This is a genomic window from Micromonospora jinlongensis (genome assembly GCF_013410645.1).
Classification (GTDB): domain Bacteria; phylum Actinomycetota; class Actinomycetes; order Mycobacteriales; family Micromonosporaceae; genus Micromonospora; species Micromonospora zamorensis.
Genome location: NZ_JACCHK010000001.1, coordinates 3,257,649 through 3,275,122, shown reverse-complemented (window position 1 = coordinate 3,275,122; position 17,474 = coordinate 3,257,649). Strand labels below are relative to the sequence as shown.

The 17,474-nt window shown below is 72.4% G+C and carries 17 protein-coding genes; 10 read left to right on the top strand and 7 right to left on the bottom strand.

Annotated features, from left to right (window positions below):
* Positions 1-155 precede the first annotated feature (155 nt).
* Complete coding sequence (locus tag HNR22_RS14270) at positions 156-449, top strand: 4a-hydroxytetrahydrobiopterin dehydratase (RefSeq protein WP_179780793.1); 294 nt, start codon at positions 156-158, stop codon at positions 447-449.
* Entirely contained in the window at positions 446-1,600 is a 1,155-nt protein-coding gene (locus HNR22_RS14265; protein WP_179780792.1) for an FHA domain-containing protein, read from the top strand. The genes HNR22_RS14270 and HNR22_RS14265 overlap by 4 nt, the downstream gene beginning before the upstream one ends.
* A gap of 52 nt (positions 1,601-1,652) precedes the next feature.
* On the opposite strand, the gene rocD is transcribed toward HNR22_RS14265, so the two are convergent.
* From rocD to HNR22_RS14250, 3 genes are all read right to left on the bottom strand, one after another.
* Positions 1,653-2,867 carry an ornithine--oxo-acid transaminase gene (rocD, locus tag HNR22_RS14260; protein WP_179783554.1) on the bottom strand — a complete coding sequence of 405 codons (1,215 nt, stop codon included), beginning with the start codon at positions 2,865-2,867 and terminating at the stop codon, positions 1,653-1,655.
* On the bottom strand, positions 2,867-3,682 hold the full coding sequence (ddaH, locus tag HNR22_RS14255; protein WP_179783553.1) for a dimethylargininase: 816 nt from the start codon (positions 3,680-3,682) through the stop codon (positions 2,867-2,869). Before ddaH ends, rocD begins: the two co-directional genes overlap by 1 nt.
* A 450-nt stretch (positions 3,683-4,132) precedes the next feature.
* Complete coding sequence (locus tag HNR22_RS14250) at positions 4,133-5,005, bottom strand: thrombospondin (protein ID WP_343059816.1); 873 nt, start codon at positions 5,003-5,005, stop codon at positions 4,133-4,135.
* A gap of 188 nt (positions 5,006-5,193) precedes the next feature.
* On the opposite strand from HNR22_RS14250, the gene HNR22_RS14245 reads away from it, so the two are divergent.
* Positions 5,194-6,003 (top strand): Fpg/Nei family DNA glycosylase, encoded by an 810-nt coding sequence (locus tag HNR22_RS14245; protein ID WP_179780791.1) that lies wholly within the window; start codon positions 5,194-5,196, stop codon positions 6,001-6,003.
* Between the two features lie 181 nt (positions 6,004-6,184).
* Here the strand turns inward: HNR22_RS14245 and HNR22_RS14240 are convergent, their stop codons facing one another.
* Complete coding sequence (locus tag HNR22_RS14240; RefSeq protein ID WP_179780790.1) at positions 6,185-7,051, bottom strand: aminoglycoside phosphotransferase family protein; 867 nt, start codon at positions 7,049-7,051, stop codon at positions 6,185-6,187.
* A gap of 76 nt (positions 7,052-7,127) precedes the next feature.
* On the opposite strand from HNR22_RS14240, the gene HNR22_RS14235 reads away from it, so the two are divergent.
* From HNR22_RS14235 to HNR22_RS14220, 4 genes are all read left to right on the top strand, one after another.
* Positions 7,128-7,979 carry an LLM class flavin-dependent oxidoreductase gene (locus HNR22_RS14235; RefSeq protein ID WP_179780789.1) on the top strand — a complete coding sequence of 284 codons (852 nt, stop codon included), beginning with the start codon at positions 7,128-7,130 and terminating at the stop codon, positions 7,977-7,979.
* Entirely contained in the window at positions 7,976-8,401 is a 426-nt protein-coding gene (locus HNR22_RS14230) for a nucleoside deaminase (protein WP_179780788.1), read from the top strand. Before HNR22_RS14235 ends, HNR22_RS14230 begins: the two co-directional genes overlap by 4 nt.
* 235 nt (positions 8,402-8,636) lie before the next feature.
* Complete coding sequence (locus HNR22_RS14225) at positions 8,637-9,902, top strand: AGE family epimerase/isomerase (protein WP_179780787.1); 1,266 nt, start codon at positions 8,637-8,639, stop codon at positions 9,900-9,902.
* Complete coding sequence (locus tag HNR22_RS14220; RefSeq protein WP_179780786.1) at positions 9,899-10,852, top strand: PfkB family carbohydrate kinase; 954 nt, start codon at positions 9,899-9,901, stop codon at positions 10,850-10,852. Before HNR22_RS14225 ends, HNR22_RS14220 begins: the two co-directional genes overlap by 4 nt.
* Before the next feature lie 100 nt (positions 10,853-10,952).
* Here the strand turns inward: HNR22_RS14220 and HNR22_RS14215 are convergent, their stop codons facing one another.
* Genes HNR22_RS14215 through HNR22_RS14205 form a run of 3 tightly spaced genes read right to left on the bottom strand, consistent with a single transcriptional unit; the run spans position 10,953 to position 14,537 of the window.
* On the bottom strand, positions 10,953-11,972 hold the full coding sequence (locus tag HNR22_RS14215; RefSeq protein ID WP_425488055.1) for a LacI family DNA-binding transcriptional regulator: 1,020 nt from the start codon (positions 11,970-11,972) through the stop codon (positions 10,953-10,955).
* A 27-nt stretch (positions 11,973-11,999) separates the two neighbouring features.
* Positions 12,000-13,379, bottom strand: a complete 1,380-nt coding sequence (locus HNR22_RS14210) for an FAD-dependent oxidoreductase (protein ID WP_179780785.1) — start codon at positions 13,377-13,379, stop codon at positions 12,000-12,002.
* 21 nt (positions 13,380-13,400) lie between these two features.
* Positions 13,401-14,537, bottom strand: coding sequence for a carboxylate-amine ligase (locus tag HNR22_RS14205; protein WP_179780784.1), 1,137 nt, complete (start codon positions 14,535-14,537; stop codon positions 13,401-13,403).
* 173 nt (positions 14,538-14,710) lie between these two features.
* Here HNR22_RS14205 and HNR22_RS14200 point away from each other — a divergent pair, with 173 nt between their 5' ends.
* The 3 genes from HNR22_RS14200 to HNR22_RS14190 all read left to right on the top strand — a co-directional run bounded on the left by HNR22_RS14200 (position 14,711) and on the right by HNR22_RS14190 (position 17,341).
* The gene (locus HNR22_RS14200) at positions 14,711-15,004 is read left to right on the top strand and encodes a DUF6412 domain-containing protein (protein ID WP_343059815.1); all 294 of its coding nucleotides are present in this window, start codon (positions 14,711-14,713) and stop codon (positions 15,002-15,004) included.
* A 101-nt stretch (positions 15,005-15,105) separates the two neighbouring features.
* Positions 15,106-15,861: a YidC/Oxa1 family membrane protein insertase gene (locus HNR22_RS14195; RefSeq protein WP_179780783.1), complete on the top strand. Its 756-nt coding sequence runs from the start codon at positions 15,106-15,108 to the stop codon at positions 15,859-15,861.
* Positions 15,862-15,934: 73 nt separating this feature from the next.
* Positions 15,935-17,341, top strand: a complete 1,407-nt coding sequence (locus tag HNR22_RS14190) for a carbohydrate-binding protein (RefSeq protein WP_179780782.1) — start codon at positions 15,935-15,937, stop codon at positions 17,339-17,341.
* Positions 17,342-17,474: the final 133 nt, after the last annotated feature.

The following is a 17,474-nucleotide window of genomic DNA, read 5'->3' as shown; positions in this document are numbered from 1 at the left end:
AACGGCCGCACTGCGGCTGGGCGAGGGGGGCGGCGGGGCGGCATCAGATGCCGCCCCGCCGGCGCGTTCCTGGACCCGCTGGCGGTGCCCGGCCGCTGAGTCGTCGGACGGTGGCGTGTCCGGCCGGTCGGACGCCGCACCGGTAGGGTCTGGTCATGGCAGACCTGCTCACCGCGGACGCGGTGCGAGAAGAGCTGGGCGGGCTGACCGACTGGTCGGGCGACCCGACCGGAATCGGTCGCACGGTCCAGTTCGGCAGTTTCCCGGACGCCATCGCGGTGGTGGACCGGGTGGCGACGGTGGCCGAGGAATCCGACCACCATCCCGACATCGACATCCGATGGCGGACCCTGACCTTCCGCTGTGTCACGCACTCGGCCGGTGGGGTCACCCACCGTGACATCGAGCTGGCCCGGCGGATCGACGACATCGTCCGGAGCGCGGCATGAGATTCGAGATCAGCAAGGTTCTGGACGCCATCGAGGGGCGGGTCTGCACCGACCCGTCGCTGGCGAGGGCGGTCATCGACCTGGCCGAGGTGATCCGCTACCAGGACATCGACGGCGGTCGGCCGGCCAGCCTGCTGCGCCTCGGCATGGTCATCGACGCGCTCTCCCGCGAGTTGGAGGAGGACAGCGTCCAGGTCTACGCGGTGGTGCACCGGGCGTTGCTCTCCGACGCCGACCTCACGTCCAACGAGCGGATGGTCGTCCGCCGCTGGGCCGACGACGGGCTCGTCGAGGTGCTCGACAACCCGGGTGACCGGATGTTGGAGGTCGCCGACCTGCTCGGGTTGCCGGTGCTCAGCCGGGTGCGTTTCGACGGGCTGCGCGGTCGGTTCCCGTGGCTGGTCGAGCAGCCCGGCCGGGTGGTCGCGCCGGTGCCGGGCGCCGGCGGGCCGGTGTTCATCGCGCACGTCGGTGGTGGGCACTCGCCGGTCGCCGGCAAACGTTCGCCGACCGGGGTGAAGCTGCTGGCCCGCCAGTGGCGTTGCCCGGAGTCGGGCTGCGCGCTGTTCGGCGGCGGTGGTGGGGGTGGCGCGTTCGCCGACCTGGCCGGGGGCGCCGACCGCAGCCCCGCAGCGCAGCCGCCGCCCGCGCTGCGCAACGGCGTACCGACCTGCCCCCGACACGGCGTACGGCTCGGTGACGGCGGGCCTCGCCCACGTTCGGAGGTCCTCGCGGTGCGGGTCGGTGGCCTGGTCCGGCGGCGGTTCGTGCTCAGCGAGGACCAGCCGGTGGTGGCCGGCCGGGCACCCGAGCAGGACGGCGGGATCATGCTCGGCCAGTGGCTCAACGACGAGGCCCGGCGATGGATCAGCCGTGGTCACGTCCACTTCGAGCTGCGGGTCGGCGAGGTCATCGTCACCGACGTCAGCACCAACGGTTCGGGCATCCGGCCGGCCGGTTCGATGGCCGAGTCGGACCGGATCCCCCTGGCACCTCAGCAGTCCCGGGTGCTGGGCGAGAACGACATGGTGGAGTTGTACCCCGGGGTGCAGATCGGTCGGGCCGAGGAGTTGCCCACCGGCGCCCCGTTCACCCCCACGTCGGTGATGGCCGAGGCGCCGACGATGGCCATGCGCCTACCGCGTCCCTGACGCGAAGGGCGGGCGTCGGCATCCCGACGCCCGCCCTCGGCACATCAGTGGTTCAGCTGGCCAGCACCTCGGCCAGCTGGGCCACCGCCAGGTCGATCTCGTCCTCGGTGATCACCAGCGGCGGGGCGAGCCGGATGGTGGAGCCGTGGGTGTCCTTGGCGAGCACACCGCGCGCGGCGAGCCGCTCACAGGCCTCCCGGCCGGTCATCAGCGCCGGGTCGATGTCCAGACCGGCCCACAGACCGCGGACGCGTACCCCGACCAGACCCTTGCCGACCAGACCCTCCAGGCCGGCCCGCAGCCGTTCACCCAGCTCCGCCGAGCGGCGCTGGAACTCGCCGGTGGCGAGCAGTCGCACCACCTCGATGGCGACCGCGCAGGCGAGCGGGTTGCCGCCGAAGGTGGAGCCGTGCTGGCCGGGCTTGAGCACGCCCAGAACGTCGGCGTTCGCGGCCACCGCCGAGACCGGCACGATGCCGCCGCCGAGCGCCTTGCCGAGCAGGTACATGTCCGGCACGACGCCCTCGTGGTCACAGGCGAAGGTCGCGCCGGTACGCCCCAGACCCGACTGGATCTCGTCCGCGATGAAGAGCACGTTGCGCTCGGTGCAGACCTGGCGTACGCCCGGCAGGTAGCCCTCCGGTGGCACCACCACGCCCTGCTCGCCCTGGATCGGCTCCAGCAGCACGGCAACGGTGTTCTCGTCGATCGCGGCGGTCAGCGCCTCCAGGTCGCCGTAGGGCACGACAGTGAACCCCGGGGTGTACGGCCCGAAGTCGGCGCGGGCGTCCTCGTCGGTGGAGAAGCTCACGATGGTGGTGGTCCGGCCGTGGAAGTTGCCCTCGGCCACCACGATGTTGGCCTGCCCGGCGGGCACGCCCTTGACCTGGTAGCCCCACTTGCGGGCCACCTTGATCCCGGTCTCGACCGCCTCGGCGCCGGTGTTCATCGGCAGCACCAGGTCCTTGCCGCACAGCTCGGCCAGTTCCCGGCAGAAGTCGGCGAACTGGTCGTGGATGAACGCGCGGCTGGTCAGCGTGAGCCGGTCCAGTTGTGCGTGCGCGGCGGCGATCAGCTGTGGGTGCCGGTGGCCGAAGTTCAGCGCCGAGTAGCCGGCCAGGCAGTCCAGGTAACGCCGGCCGTCCACGTCGGTGAGCCAGGCACCCTCCGCGGACGAGATCACCACCGGCAGCGGGTGGTAGTTGTGTGCCGTCCAGCGCTCGGCGTCCCGGACCGCGCCCGGCGTACGCAGCTTGTCATCCACGATCACTTGCTTGCCTTTCCCTGACGGAGTCGCAGCGTGCAGCACTTCGGTCCGCCGCCGGCCTTACGTAGCTCGGACAGGTCGACCCCGATGGTTTCGTAGCCCCGGTCGCGCAGCTTGGCGGCCAGGTCGGTGGCCTGCGCGGGCAGCACCACGTGCCGGCCGTCGCTCACCGCGTTCAGGCCCAGCACCTCGGCGTCGGCCATGGTGGCGTGCACGGCGTCGGGGAAGAGCCGGCGCAGCACGGCCTGACTGCCGGGGGAGAACGCCTCGGGCAGGTACGCCACGCTCCGCTCGTCGAGCACGGTCAGCGCGGTGTCCAGGTGGTAGAACCGCGGGTCGACGAGCTGCATGGTGATCACCGGGTAGCCGAAGACCTCCTGCAACTGGGCGTGCGAGGCGTGCGCCGTGCGGAAGCCGGTGCCGGCCAGCAGGTGGTCGCCGGCCAGCAGGACGTCGCCCTCGCCCTCGTTGACGTGCTTCGGGTCGTACATCTCGAAGCCCGCGTCCTCGAACCAGGCGCGGTACGCGGGTGCCTCGTCGGCCCGCTGCGGGTCGCGGAACTGCACGGCCATCGCCTTGCCGTCGATCACAGTGCCGCCGTTGGCGGCGAAGACCATGTCGGGCAGGCCGGGCACCGGAGTGATCTCCTCGACGGTGTGGCCCAGGTCGCGGTACGTCTGGCGCAGCTGCTCCCACTGTCGGACGGCCAGCGCGGCGTCGACCGGCGCGGTCGGGTCCATCCAGGGGTTGATCGCGTAATCGACGGCGAAGTACGTCGGCCGGCACATCAACAGGCGCTGGCTGGTGGCGTCCATCGTCATTGTCCTGCTCCCAGGGGTCGGGCGCGCCCGGCCACCGTGGCCCACGGGCTGGCGCCGTTGCTCAACGGTATGCGGCGTCAGCGGCAGGATCCACCACTGAGAGTTGCGCGGACCGAACATTCGTTGCGTGTGGGCGGTCTGCGGCTGCGAATCATTGCGCAGAGGCTTGTGCGGGTCGGGATTCGTGTTTCGGGCCACCCGCCCCGAGGGCTTCGCGGCCTCTGCGCTGCCTCACCGGGTACGTCACCGGGCCGCACCAGCCAACGTCCGGATGCCGGACCTGCCATGCGACGGGGACAAGCCTGACCCGGGAAACACTTCAGGGGCGGCGAACCGCCGCCCCTGAAAGGGTGTCGCCCGGCCGGTGAACCACCGGAGTGTTCGGGCTGCCGGCGAACCGCCGGCTTTTCGCCGGTGCATCACCGGCGAGCGGAACAGTGCCCGCTAGAAACGATCGACAAACTGTGAGTCAAGCCACTCCCGGAAGCGCTGCACCCAGTCGCCGTCGGTGGTCGGCCAGTCGAACTGGCCGGTCATCGCCAGCACCCCGATCACCACGGCGGCCAGCCCGATCAGCACGCCGAAGAGCGCGTCGGTCTTGCCGGCGACGTGCCGGCGGCGGGTGGCCATCAGGCCGAGCACCGAGAGCACCGCGCCGAACGCGCCGAGCCCGATGCCGTACCCGGCCAGGGTGCCGGTCAGCACGAACATCGCACCGGCCACGGAGACGATCAGGCCGAGGGTGGCGAGCAGGCTGGCTCGCGGCTTCGGCCCGCGCGTCACCGGCGGCTCGGGCGCGGTCGTGCCCGGGGTCGGGTCGACCGGGCGGTCGGTGGTGACCCGGTCCGTCGTGTCGGGTCGCCGGGTCGTGCCGTCGAGGTCGGCGTCCCGGTCGGCCGTGCGCCCCGTGGTCGGGTCGGTGCCGGGCCGGGGCTCGGTCACGACCGGGCTGGCGCCGCCGCTGCGAGGCTCCGTCTCCGCCGGGCGGGCGGTGGCAGCTGCGCTCTCCGCCGGTCGGGCGGTGGCGGCGCGGGCTACCGCGGCCCGCGCGGCGGCGCGCCGCTCAGCCTCGCCGGGCTGGTCGCCGGCCTGCTCGTCGGTTGCGGCGGTGCTGCGGTACGTCGTCTGGTCCGCGTCCCGATCGGTGACCACCGGGCGACTGCGCTTGCCGTCCCCGGGCTGGTCCAGGTCGGTCTGGGTTGCGTTGTCCCGGCCGCTGTCGACCGGGGTGTCACGATCGTCGATGCGACCGTCGAGGTTCTCGTCCCGCGTCGGTGCCGGCTCGGACCGGCGGGACAGCGAAGGAATCCTGACCACTACACACCTCCTGATGAATGCGTGGTGGCCGACGGAGTAGGTGGCATCCACGCGGTACCGCCCTGAAGTACCCACCTGGGCGTTTCCTGACACCAATCCTGGGTACGGGCTCGCCGCTCGGCCTTGATCGACTGTCACGGCCGCCGAGTCGATCGCCGTGCCAGCGCGGCTGGCTATCCTTGGCACCCGTGCCAGAGGGACACACGATCCATCGCCTGGCGGCCCGGCACGCCGAGCTGTTCGCCGGGGACAAGCTGCACGCCGCGAGCCCGCAGGGCCGCTTCGCCGACGGCGCCGCCCGGCTCACCGGGACCGTGCTGGAGAGCACCGAGGCGTACGGCAAGCACCTGCTGCACCACTACGCCGACGAGCTGACGCTGCACGTACACCTCGGGCTGTACGGCAAGTTCACCGACGGCCCGGGGGAGCCGCCGGAGCCGGTCGGTCAGGTGCGGCTGCGACTCGCCAGCGACCGGCACTGGCTTGACCTGCGCGGGCCCACGGCCTGCGAGTTGATCACCCCACCCGAGGTGGCCGCGCTGCGGGACCGCCTCGGACCGGACCCGCTGCGCGCCGACGCCGACCCGGAGCGGGCGTACGCCCGGATCTCGCGCAGCCCGACGCCCCTCGCCGCGCTGCTGCTGGACCAGTCGGTGCTGGCCGGCACCGGGCTGATCTTCGTGACCGAGGCGTTGTTCCGGGCCGGCTTCCCGCCGACGATGCCCGGTCGAGGGCTCACGCGGGCCAACTGGGACGCGCTCTGGACTGACCTGGTCGGGCTGATGCGACTCGCGGTCGAGCACGGCCACATCGACACCGTGCGCGACGCCCACCTGCCGGAGGCGATGGGCCGGCCGGCGCGGGTGGACCGACATGGTGGTGAGGTGTACGTCTACCGCCGCCCCGGCGCGCCCTGCCACGTCTGCGGCACCGAGGTCAGCCGCGGCGAACTGGCCGGCCGCAACCTGTACTGGTGCCAGACCTGCCAGGCCGCCTGAGCTGCCTGCTCCGACGCCCCGCGCGGGCGTCCCGGCGCTCGCCCCGCCCCGCGCCCCGCGCCCCGCGCTTGATCGTGCTCGAACAAGGATGTAGTGGCCTCACGGATCGGCGGAGGCCACTACATCCTGGATCAAGCGCGATCATGCGTCGGGTTCGGACGACCCGCGGCGCCGCCGGACGTCAGCCGGCGTCGAGCAGCCAGCGGACCACCTCGACCTGGTGCGGAAGGACGACCGCACCGTCGATGCTCCAGGCCAGCGTGTGCCCGATCGTCCAACCCCGGGCCCGCTCACGGTCCAGCCCCAGCTCGGCGGTGAGCCGATCCAGCCGGTGCCGGACGGCGACCGGCGAGTGGCCCAACTCCCGACCGCGCACCATCGGCACGACCGAGAACTCCCGCTCGCCGGTCAGCGGCTTCGGGTCGATCGCCAGCCACGGTTCCCGGTCGGCAGCGAGCACGTTGCCGGCGTGCAGGTCCTGGTTGACCAGCACCTGCTCGCCCTGACTCGACGCCAGCCCGGTGAGCAGGTCGAGTGCCGCGTCCAGCAGCCGTCGCTCGTACGGCCGGCCGGCCCGATCCCAGTTGTCAGGCATCCGGTCGATCCAGCCGGAGGCCTCCTCGGCCAACGGGGTGAACGGCGCGCCGGCCGGCTGCCACAGCCGGGGCAGCAGGGCGGTCACCGCGTCCAGCGCCCGGTCCATCGGAAGGTCGTGCAGCGGAGTGCCGGGCTGGCAGCGTTCCACCAGGAGGGCGCGTCGTTCCGGGTCATGCGCGAGCAGCCGGATCGCCCCGTCGCCGTTCCACTGGGCCAGGGCGTCGGCCTCGTGCCGACTGTCCTCGTCCGGGTACTGGAGCTTGAGCACCGCCGCCGTGCCGTCGGGTAGGTCCGCGGGCAGTGCCAGGGATGCGTAGGCGTACCGGAAGGGCGGGCCGAGTCGCAGCGACCACCGCTCGGTGCACTCCGCCAGCCATGTCGGGAGGGTGCCGAGCCAGGTCCGGCCCACCGGTGTCGTACGTACCCAGTCGAGGCCCTCGGGGAGATCCATCCGACCATCCTGGGCCGTCCACCGCTGCGTTGGTGGGCTGTTCCCATGCCGGGTCCACAGTGGCTAGCGTGGGGCCGTGCAGATCGGCGTGAACGTACCGAACTTCGCCCCGGGTACCGACCCCGACGTGCTGCGTCGGTGGGCGCAGACGGTCGAGGGTCTCGGCTTCGATCTGCTGATGGTCTCCGATCACATCGCGGTGACCCCGGACGTGGCCGAGCAGTACCCGGCGCCGTTCTACGAGCCGTTCACCACGCTGTCCTGGCTGGCCGGGGTGACCTCCCGGGTCCGGTTGGGCACCACTGTGCTCATCGTCCCGTACCGGCACCCGCTGCTCATGGCCCGGATGGCGGCGAACCTCAACCGGCTCAGTGGCGGCCGGCTCGTCCTCGGGGTCGGCGTCGGCTGGGCCCGGCAGGAGTTCGAGGCGCTCGGCGTGCCGTTCCAGCGGCGTGGCGCGCTGACCGACGACCACCTGCGCGCCATGCGCGACGCCTGGCAGAACACCGACGATTACGACACGGGTGCGATCCCGATCTGGGTCGGTGGCAACAGCGAAGCCGGCATGCGCCGCGCGGTCCTGCTCGGTGATGCGTGGCACCCGCTGCGGGTGGCACCCGGACGGCTTGCCGACGCAGCCGGACGACTGAAGACCATCGCCGGTGATCTGGGCCGCCCGGTGCCCGCGTTGGTGCCGCGCATCGCACTGCAGGAGACCCGGGAGCCGGTCACCGCCCCGGACCGGCTCGCCGGTGTCGGCACCATCGACCAGATCATCGCCGACATCGACCAGATCCGACTGCTCGGCGCCGAGGCGGTGGTGCTCGACCCGTTCAACGGCGACCTGACCGAGATCCGCCAGCCCGAGCGCGCCTGGCGGACACTGGCGGCCGTGGCCGCACATTACCGATCCCAGGAGGGCCGATGACACCCGACGACGAAAAGTTTCTCCGCCGCGCCGTGGAACTCGCCAGTCAGGCGGGGGCTTCCGGCGAACGGCCGTTCGGCTCGTTGCTGGTCGATGCCGACGGCGTCGTCCTGATCGAGGACCACAACACAGTGGTCTCCGAGGCGGACATCACCGCCCATCCGGAGTTGAAGCTGGCCCGCTGGGCGGCTCGGGAGCTTCCCGCCGGGAAGGCCGCCGGCACCACCATGTTCACCAGTTGCCAGCCCTGCCCGATGTGCGCGACCGCCATCGACCGTTCCGGCCTCGGACGTGTGGTGTACGCGCTGTCCAGCGAGCAGTTCGAGGAGGTCAAGCCCGCCACGCCGCCGCTGCCCCCGGTTCGGTACGAGGGGCCGGCGCTCTTCGACGAGGCGCGCCAGCCGATCGACGACTATTACTGACCAGATCCGAGCCGGAGCGGTGTGACGCAACCGGAATTGACAGTCGACCGATTGCCGGAGCAGGGTTGGGAAGTGACAACGATGTCAACGGGCAAAAGGGGGAATTCATACGCATGATCACTCCCGATCGTCTCCGCAGCTCGGGGCGTCCCGTTGGCGGTTTTCCGGCGCGGACCCGGTCCGCCCGCCGATCCTGGCCGTATGTCCCTTTCCTACCCGACGGTGACCAGCTGAGATGACCGACGTGCCCCGATCCGACGCCGCAAAGACCCCCGCTCCCGCCGGGTCACCCGACCTGCCCGACCTGGACGATTTCCTCGCCGATCAGGCCCGCACACTGCTCGACACGGCCGGCCGGTCGCTCCGGCCCGAGGGCGGCTTCTGGTGGCTCACCGACGACCGCACCCCGGACCGCGGCGAGCCGGTGTTCACCTGGATCACCTGCCGGATGACCCACGTGGGCGCCCTCGCCCACCGCCACGGCGACCCGGACGCCGCCGCTCTCGTCGACCACGGAATCGCCGCGCTCAGCACCCTGCTGCGCGACGACCGGTACGGCGGTTGGTTCAGCGCGGTGGACCAGCAGGGGGCACCCGTCGACGATCGAAAGGCCGGCTACGACCACGCGTTCGTGCTGCTCGCCGCGTCCAGTGCGGCGCGGGCCGGCCGGCCGGGCGCGGAGCGGTTGCTCGCTGACGTGCTGAGCGTGGTGCGGGACCGGTTCTGGGACGACGACGCTGGCGCGGTCCGCGAATCGTGGAACCGGGACTGGACGGTCACCGAGGACTACCGCGGCGCCAACAGCAGCATGCACATGGTCGAGGCGTTCCTCGCCGCCACCGCCGCCACCGGCGACGCGAGCTGGGCCGACCGGGCCCTGCGGATCGCCACCCACCTCGTGCACGGCGAGGCTGCCCGGCACGACTGGCGGCTGCCCGAGCACTTCACCGCCGACTGGACGCCGCTGCCCGACTACAACCGGGACCAGCCCGCCGACCCGTTCCGCCCGTACGGCTCCACCATCGGCCACTGGCTGGAATGGGCCCGGCTGCTGCTCGAACTGGAGGCTGTCCTTCCGCAACCTCCTCGGTGGCTGCTCGCCGACGCCCGTGCCCTGTTCGCCGCCTCCGTACGGCGGGGCTGGGCGGTCGACGGCGCCGACGGCTTCGTGTACACGATCGACTGGGACGACCGACCGGTGGTCCGTTCCCGGATGCACTGGGTCCTCGCCGAGGCGGTCGGCGCGGCGATCACCCTGCACCGGCGCACCGGGGACGCGGTCTACGCCGACTGGTACCGGGTCTTCTGGGCGTACGCCCGGCGCACGCTGATCGACGGCACCGGGTGGCGGCATGAGCTGGACGCGCAGAACCTGCCCTCCGACACGGTCTGGCACGGCCGGCCGGACGTCTACCACGCGTACCAGGCGGTGCTGCTGTCCCGCGCGGCCGACGGGCTCGGCGGCACCGGCCCGCTCGCACCGGGCGAGGTGGCCGCGTGATCGTGGTCGCGGGTGAGGCACTGATCGACCTGGTGGTCACGGCCGAGGGTCAGCGGGCGGTGCCGGGGGGCTCCCCGGCGAACGTGGCGGTCACCCTGGCGCGGCTCGACCAGCCGGTACGACTGCTGGCCCGGCTGGGCACCGACGAGTACGGCCGGCAGGTCGCCGAGCACCTGCGGACCAACGGGGTGGACCTGGGGTGGGCGGTCCGCGCCGAGGAGCCCACGTCGGTGGCGGTGGCCACGTTGGACGCCAGCGGGCAGGCCAGTTACGAGTTCCGGCTGGCCGGCGCGGCGGACTGGCAGTGGACGCCGCAGGAACTGCCCGAGCTGGTTGGTTCCCCGGCGACCGCCCTGCACACCGGGTCGCTCGCGCTCGCGCTGGCCCCCGGCGCGCAGGTGCTGGAGGACCTGCTCGCCCGGGAACGTCACCGGGACGGGCTCACCCTCTCGATCGACCTCAACCTGCGTCCGAGCATCGTCACGAACCGGCCCGCCGAGCAGGAGCGGGTGCGCCGGCAGGTGCCCCTCGCGCACCTGGTCAAGGCGAGCGACGAGGACCTGGCCTGGCTCTACCCGGACCGGTCGGTGGCCGACGTGATGGCCGAGTGGCATGCGGCCGGGGTGTGCTGTGCGGTCGTGACCCGGGGCGGTGAGGGTGCCTGGCTGCTCGCCCCGGACGGCACGCTGCACGAACAACCGGCGGTACGCACCACAGTGGTCGACACGGTCGGCGCCGGGGACTCGTTCACCGGCGGTCTGCTCGCCGCGCTGGCCGACCTGGACGCACTCGGCGACCGGCCGGTCGACCGGCTCACCGCGGTGACCGCGCCGCAGTGGGCTGCGGTGCTCCGGCAGGCCGCCACGGTTGCCGCGTTGACCTGCGGACGCCGAGGCGCAGACCCCCCAACCCGCGCCGAGGTCGAAACCCTCCTAACGGCGGAGAGCTAGAACCCCTAACCCGGTCGATCATGGACTTGTGGTGGGCGTTTGAGCGCACTTCGCGGCATACGCCCGGCACCGCAACTCCATGATCGACCCCGAGGAGGGGTCAGGGGCGGGTCAGGCCGCGGGGTAGGAGCCTTGTCGGGAGCACCGTGGTTGTCGGTTCGGAGTCGTCGCCGGCGATGCGTTGGAACAGCCGCTCGGTGGCTACCCTCGCCAGCTCCCGGGTGTCGTACCCGACGACGGTCAGCGGCCGGGGCATCAGGTGCGCCAGTTCGAAGTCGTCGAAGCCGACCAGCGCGGCGTCACTGCCCCGCCGGTGCAGCTCCTGGAGCGCGCCGACGGTGAGCCGGTTGTTGGCACAGAAGAACGCGGTGGGCGGGTCCGCCAGGTCGAGCAGCGCGGCGACCGCCCGGCCGGCCTCCTCGGGAGCGATGAGCCTCTCGCGGACCAGCGACTCGTCCGGCTCGACGCCCGCCGCCTCCAGCGCCGCGCGCGCCCCGACCAGTCGCTCGCGCATCGTGGGCACGCTCGGCGCGCCCAGCAGGAGGCCCACCCGGCGATGCCCCGCGTCGAGCAGCGCGCCCACCCCGGCATGGCTGCCGCCCCGGTTGTCCAACAGCACGGCGTCGGCGTGCAGCCCCTGCGGCGGCCGGTCCAGGAACACCACCGGCATCCCCAGCTCCACCTCACGACGCAGGAACGAGTGGTCGAGGCCCGCCGGCACCACCAGCAGCCCGTCGACCCGGCGCTGGGTGAAGTCCTGGAGCAGGGCGCGTTCCCGCTCCGGGTCCTCCTCCGACGAGGCGGTGATCAGCATGGTGCCGTGGGCGGCGGCGATCTCGGCGGCGACGCTGGCGATGGTCGCGTAGAACGGGTTGGCGATCTCCTCGATGAGCAACCCGACGGTGGCGTTGAGCTGCCGGGAGCGCAGGTTGCGGGCGATGTCGTTGCGCCGGAAGCCCAGCTCGGCGATGGCGGCCAGCACCCGGTTGACCAGTTCCTGCCCCACCGGCTCGTCGTTGACCACCCGGGAGACCGTCTTCAGGCTGACGTCGGCGCGCCGGGCCACGTCGACCATCGTCGGGCGTCGACGCACTGTCGGCCGGGTCGGGGTCTGGGTCACGGGGTGGTCCTCCACGGCGGACGCGGGTCAGCGGGCGAGCGCGGCGAGCGCATCGACTGCTTTTCGGGCGGCGATGAGCACCGGGTCCCACACCGGCGCGTACGGCGGAGCGTAGCCCAGGTCCAGTGACGTCATATCGTCCACCGTCATGCCGTTCCAGAGTGCCACGGCCAGCGTGTCGATCCGTTTGGCCGCCTCGGACCAGCCGACGATCTGCGCGCCGAGCAACCGGCCGCTGGGACGCTCGGCGATCAGCTTCACTGTCATCGACCGGGAACCGGGGTAGTAGCCGGCCCGATTGGTCGACTCGGCGATCACCGACACGAAGTCGAAGCCGGCCGTCCTGGCCTCGCCCTCGCGCAGGCCCGTCCGGCCCACCTCCAGGTCGCAGACCTTGGTCACCGCCGTGCCGATCACGCCGGCGAACGTGGCGTACCCGCCGCCGATGTTGATCCCCGCCACCCGGCCCTGCTTGTTGGCGTGCGTGCCCAGCGGCACGTGCACCGGCATTCCACTGACCCGGTGCAGGGTCTCCACGCAGTCACCGGCAGCCCAGATCCCGGGCAGCCCCGGCACGCGCATCCGGCGGTCCACCCGGACCCCACCGGTCGGCCCGATCGGCAGCCCGGCAGCCTCGGCGAGCGCGGCGTTGGGGCGTACGCCGAGGCCCAGGACCACGACGTCGGTCGGCATCGGCCCCTCGGCCGTGACCACCGCGGACACCCGGCCGTCCCGCTGCTCCAGGCCGGTCACCGGCAGGCCGGTCCGGATCGTGATGCCGAGGCCGCGCATGGCGTCGGCCACCAGCTCGCCCATGTCGCCGTCCACCGTCGCCATGGGCTGGTCGCCCGCCTCGACAAGGGTCACCGAGAGGCCGCGCTGGATCAGGGCCTCGGCGATCTCGACGCCGATGTAGCCGCCGCCGACCACCACGGCCCGGCGCGGCTTCGGCTCGGAGTCCAACCACTCGCGCAGTGCCGCCCCGTCGTCGAGGGTCTGCATGCCGAACACGCCACCCGCGTCGGTGACCGCCCACGGCGGCTTCACCGGCACCGCGCCGGTGGCGTACATCAGGTCGTCGAAGCGCTCGCGGACCTCTCCGCCGCCCTCCAGGTCCCGGGCGACGACCTCGCGGCGTTCCAGGTCGATGGTCGTGACCTCGTGGCGCATCCGGACGTCCATCGCGTACTCGGTGCGGAACGTCTGCGGATCCCGGGCGATCAACGCCTCCGGGCCCGGCACCAGGCCACTGATCCAGTACGGGATGCCGCACGCCGAGTAGGAGGTGAAGTGGCCCCGCTCGAAGACCACGATCTCCAGGTCGTCGCGGCCGCGGCGGCGTCGGGCCTGGGACGCCGCCGACATTCCGGCGGCGTCCCCGCCGATGACGATCAGCCGTTGCGCCACGGGCTCATCCTGTCACGAGGGTCAGGCACGGGTCTGTCGCGCGACGTCCTGCACCACGTCGGTGAGTTGTCCGGTGCGCTCGTACACCGCGCGCTGCCGTGCGGCCCCGGTGCCGTGCCGGCGCAACCCACCCAGCAGATCGGTCACCTCGGCCCAGTCGTCATGCTGCTCCAGCGCCGGTCGCATCCGCTCGACGAACCGGTCCAACAGCTCCCAGGCCGGGCGCAGCTCACCGGTGGTGACGTCGACGGCCTCGCCGTCCAGGCCGTCGTGGGCGGCTCGCCAGTGCGCGCCGACCAGCAGGTGGTGGTCGGTCTGCAACGCGGGCCGGCCGGCCTCGACATCCGCCATCGCGGTGGCCACCAGGGCCCGGACCAGCGCGGCGACCAGCACCGCGTCGTCCACCGACGGGCAGACGTCGCCGATCCGCAGTTCCACCGTCGGGTACTTCGCCGACAGACGGGCGTACCAGTAGAGCATCCCCTCGTCGAGCATCACCCCACTGGAGATCAGTTGGCGGATCAGCCGCTGATAGTGCTCGTGCGACTCCAGGAACGGCGTCGGCGCTACCGACGGCCAGCGCTCCCACTCCACCGATCGCCAACTGGCGTAGCCGGTGTCCTCGCCGCGGGCGAACGGGGAGTTGGTGGTGATCGCGTGCAGCATCGGCAGCCACGGCCGTACGTGGTTGAGCACCTGCACGCCGGTGTCCGGGTCGGGCACGCCCACGTGCACGTGCATGCCGTTGTTGCCGGGGCCGGGGACGAGCAGTCGGAACCGCTCGATCATCCGGTCGAAGCGGGGCTTGTCCACCACCGGCGGCACCGGGCCGTCCACCGGGCCGGTGCCGATGGCGAGCAGGGTCACGCCGGCCCGCTCGGCGGCTTCGGCGAGCGCCCGACGCAGTACGCCGAGGGAATGCCGGATCGACGAGAGCTCCAGGCCGGGCGGGCTGCCGATCTCGATCTGACTGGTCTGGAACTCCCGTTCCACCTGCCCGCGCAGCTCAGCCGGCACCTGTTCCATGACCAGATCGACGGCCGGGACCGCGGCTCCGGTGTGCGGGTCGACGAGCAGGAACTCCTCCTCGACACCCACGGTGAGCAATCCGGTCGCCGCAGCCTCTTCGCTGAGCGCCTCCGCCACCTGACCGGTCATCGACACCACCGCCCGTTTCTGCCGAATCGCGGTCCATCCGCGTCGGTCCGTCGTCTGGTTACCCAACGTGGTGATGCTGGGAAACGTGGCGGCGGCGCGTCCTCCTCGGCGTGCCGGCAGCCGGGGGTCGCGATTCGCCCGGACGGCGTGACACCGGGTCCTATGCTGAGGCCGTGCCGGTGCCGCTGGGATTCGTCGGGTTCGCGTGGCTGTACGCGTTCGCCCAGCTCACCATGCTCGCGGGCCGGCCGGCCGACCTGCTCGCGGGCGCCGCGCTGACCGCCCTGGTGCTGCTCGCCGTGGTGCTGGCGGCTCGGGTGCACGACCGCGCGGGTACGCCTGGCGCGGGCCCCCGGTGGGCCGGGTTGCGCGCCCGGTCCCGTGGTCGACGGGTGCCCCGGCAGATCGACCCGGACGCCGCCGGCCGACCTCGCCCCCGCGCTCCCGGACACCCCTCGGCCGCGTAGCGCCACGCCGCAGCGCGGCCGATCCCGCCGTCACCGGTCCCCCTGTCGAGCGGACACCGCCCGGGGGAGGGCCCCACCGGAATCGGACCGAGGGGTTTTCCATGCTTGCCTTCGCACCACTGCACGACGTTGTCGGCGCTGCCGGCACGGCACTGTCCTGGCTCACCGACCTGCTCGAACCACTGGCCGGCGGGATGGCGACCGCCGCCGCCATCGTGCTCTTCACCGTCGCCGTCCGACTGTTGATCTCGCCGCTCACCGTCGCGCAGGTCCGCGGCGAGCGACGCCGCGCGGCGCTCGCCCCACAGGTGCGTGATCTCCAGCGACGGTACGCGGACGACCCGGCGGCGCTTCAGCGCGAGGTGTTCGCGTTGTACCGGGAGGCAGGGGCGAACCCGGTCGCCGGCTGCCTGCCGTTGCTGCTCCAGGCTCCCTTCCTGCTGGTCCTGTACCGGCTGTTCACCACGAGCGAGGGTGGCACCGGGCTGCTCGACGAGCGGCTCGCCGGGGTGCCGCTGGGTCACCATCTCAGCGACGGGTTGGGCGGGGCGGCCGGCCCGCTCTTCGCCGTCCTGCTGGCGGTGCTGCTGGCGGTCGCGTGGTGGTCGTCGCGGCGGGCCCGTCGGGCGTCGGCGGCGGTCGGCACGGTGGCCGGTACGCCCACCGAGGGGCCGGGGGCGGCCGTGCTCGGGCGGCTGCTGCCCCTGCTGCCGTTCACGACGGTGCTGGTGGCGCTGGTGCTGCCGCTAGCCGCAGTGATCTACCTGGTCACCACGAGCGTGTGGTCGGCGGTCGAGCAGGCGGTGCTGCGCCGACCCCAGGCACCTCCGGCGTCCGCCGAGACAGATCGACGTTGACAACTGTGTGGACGGGACGTACAACTTCGAGAGAGCGCTCTCTCAATCCGTCCCCGCGCAGAGAGGCACGTCCATGCCACCTCCCTCGGCGGCCACCGCCGGCCCACCCATCCGACGCCGCCTGCTGGCGTCCGCCCTGCTCGTCGCCACCACCACCGCTCTGGCCGGTGTCACCATGACCGCGCAGGCCGCCGTGCCGCCACCACCCGCCGGCTGGAGCACGGTCTGGAGCGACGACTTCACCGGCGCGGCCGGCACCCTGCCGTCGGCCGCCAACTGGATCATCGACACCGGGCACAACTATCCCGGCGGCCCGGCCAACTGGGGCACCGGCGAGATCCAGAACTACACCGCCAGCACCGCCAACGTCAGCCACGACGGTGGCGGCAACCTGCGGATCACGCCGCTGCGGGACGGTGGGGGTGGCTGGACCTCCGCCCGGATCGAGACCGTGCGCAGCGACTTCAAGGCCCCGGCCGGCGGCGTGCTGGCGATCGAGGGCCGCATCCAGATGCCGAACGTCACCGGTGCCGCGGCAGCCGGCTACTGGCCCGCGTTCTGGGCGCTCGGCGCGCCCTACCGGGGCAACTACCAGAACTGGCCGGGCATCGGCGAGTTCGACGTGATGGAGAACGTCAACGGCATCAACTCGGTCTGGGGCGTGCTGCACTGCGGCGTCGCCCCGGGCGGGCCGTGCGACGAGTTCAACGGCATCGGCGCGTCCCGGGCCTGCCCGGGCGCCAGCTGCCAGTCCGCGTTCCACACCTACCGCTTCGAGTGGGACGCGTCGATCAGCCCGCAGCAACTGCGCTGGTACGTCGACGGGCAGCTCTACCACACCGTCACGCAGAGTCGGGTCGGCGAGCCGGCCTGGTCGCAGATGACCTCGCACGCGGGCTACTTCCTGCTGCTCAACGTGGCGATGGGCGGGGCGTTCCCGAACGGGGTGGCCGGCAGCGGCACGCCGACTGCGGCGACCGTCCCGGGTCGGCCGATGCTGGTCGACTACGTGGCGGTTTACCGGCGCGGCGGTGGCACCACCCCGCCGCCCACCACGCCGCCGCCCGGCGGCACGAGGGACGCGTACGGGCAGATCCAGGCCGAGGCGTTCAGCGCGCAGAACGGCGTGATCGTCGAGGCGTGCGCCGAAGGTGGGCAGAACATCGGCGCGCTGCGTAACGGGGACTGGGTGCGCTACGACGACGTCGAGTTCGGCTCCACCCCGGCGCGGGACTTCGTGGCACGGGTGGCCTCCGGCGCGGGTAGCGGGGTGAGCGGCCTGGTCGAGGTGCGGCTGGACAGCCCGACGGCGGCACCCATCGGCAGCTTCGCGATCGGCAACACCGGGGGCTGGCAGAGCTGGCGCTCGGTGCCCGGCAACGTCGCCGCGGTCACCGGCCGGCACTCCGTCTACCTCACCTTCACCAGCGGCCAGCCGAACGACTTCGTCAACGTCAACTGGTTCACCTTCCGCCGCTGAGGCGGGCGCCTTTCCGGCCTCCCGTCGCGTCGTCGCGCGGCGGGAGGCCGGTCGCTCGCGTCGACCTCTGGACAGAAACAGTTAACTGTCTTAATAATTAGCGGCAACGTTGACATCCGTGGATGCCCGCCCG

What these genes read in the sequence shown, in the direction of transcription:
- HNR22_RS14270 (WP_179780793.1), top strand. Translation starts at nt 156, where the DNA reads ATGGCAGACCTGCTCACCGCGGACGCGGTGCGAGAAGAGCTGGGCGGG.
- HNR22_RS14265 (WP_179780792.1), top strand. Translation starts at nt 446, where the DNA reads ATGAGATTCGAGATCAGCAAGGTTCTGGACGCCATCGAGGGGCGGGTC.
- ddaH (WP_179783553.1), bottom strand. Translation starts at nt 3,682, where the DNA reads ATGGACGCCACCAGCCAGCGCCTGTTGATGTGCCGGCCGACGTACTTC.
- HNR22_RS14240 (WP_179780790.1), bottom strand. Translation starts at nt 7,051, where the DNA reads ATGGATCTCCCCGAGGGCCTCGACTGGGTACGTACGACACCGGTGGGC.
- HNR22_RS14230 (WP_179780788.1), top strand. Translation starts at nt 7,976, where the DNA reads ATGACACCCGACGACGAAAAGTTTCTCCGCCGCGCCGTGGAACTCGCC.
- HNR22_RS14225 (WP_179780787.1), top strand. Translation starts at nt 8,637, where the DNA reads ATGACCGACGTGCCCCGATCCGACGCCGCAAAGACCCCCGCTCCCGCC.
- HNR22_RS14205 (WP_179780784.1), bottom strand. Translation starts at nt 14,537, where the DNA reads ATGACCGGTCAGGTGGCGGAGGCGCTCAGCGAAGAGGCTGCGGCGACC.
- HNR22_RS14195 (WP_179780783.1), top strand. Translation starts at nt 15,106, where the DNA reads ATGCTTGCCTTCGCACCACTGCACGACGTTGTCGGCGCTGCCGGCACG.
- HNR22_RS14190 (WP_179780782.1), top strand. Translation starts at nt 15,935, where the DNA reads ATGCCACCTCCCTCGGCGGCCACCGCCGGCCCACCCATCCGACGCCGC.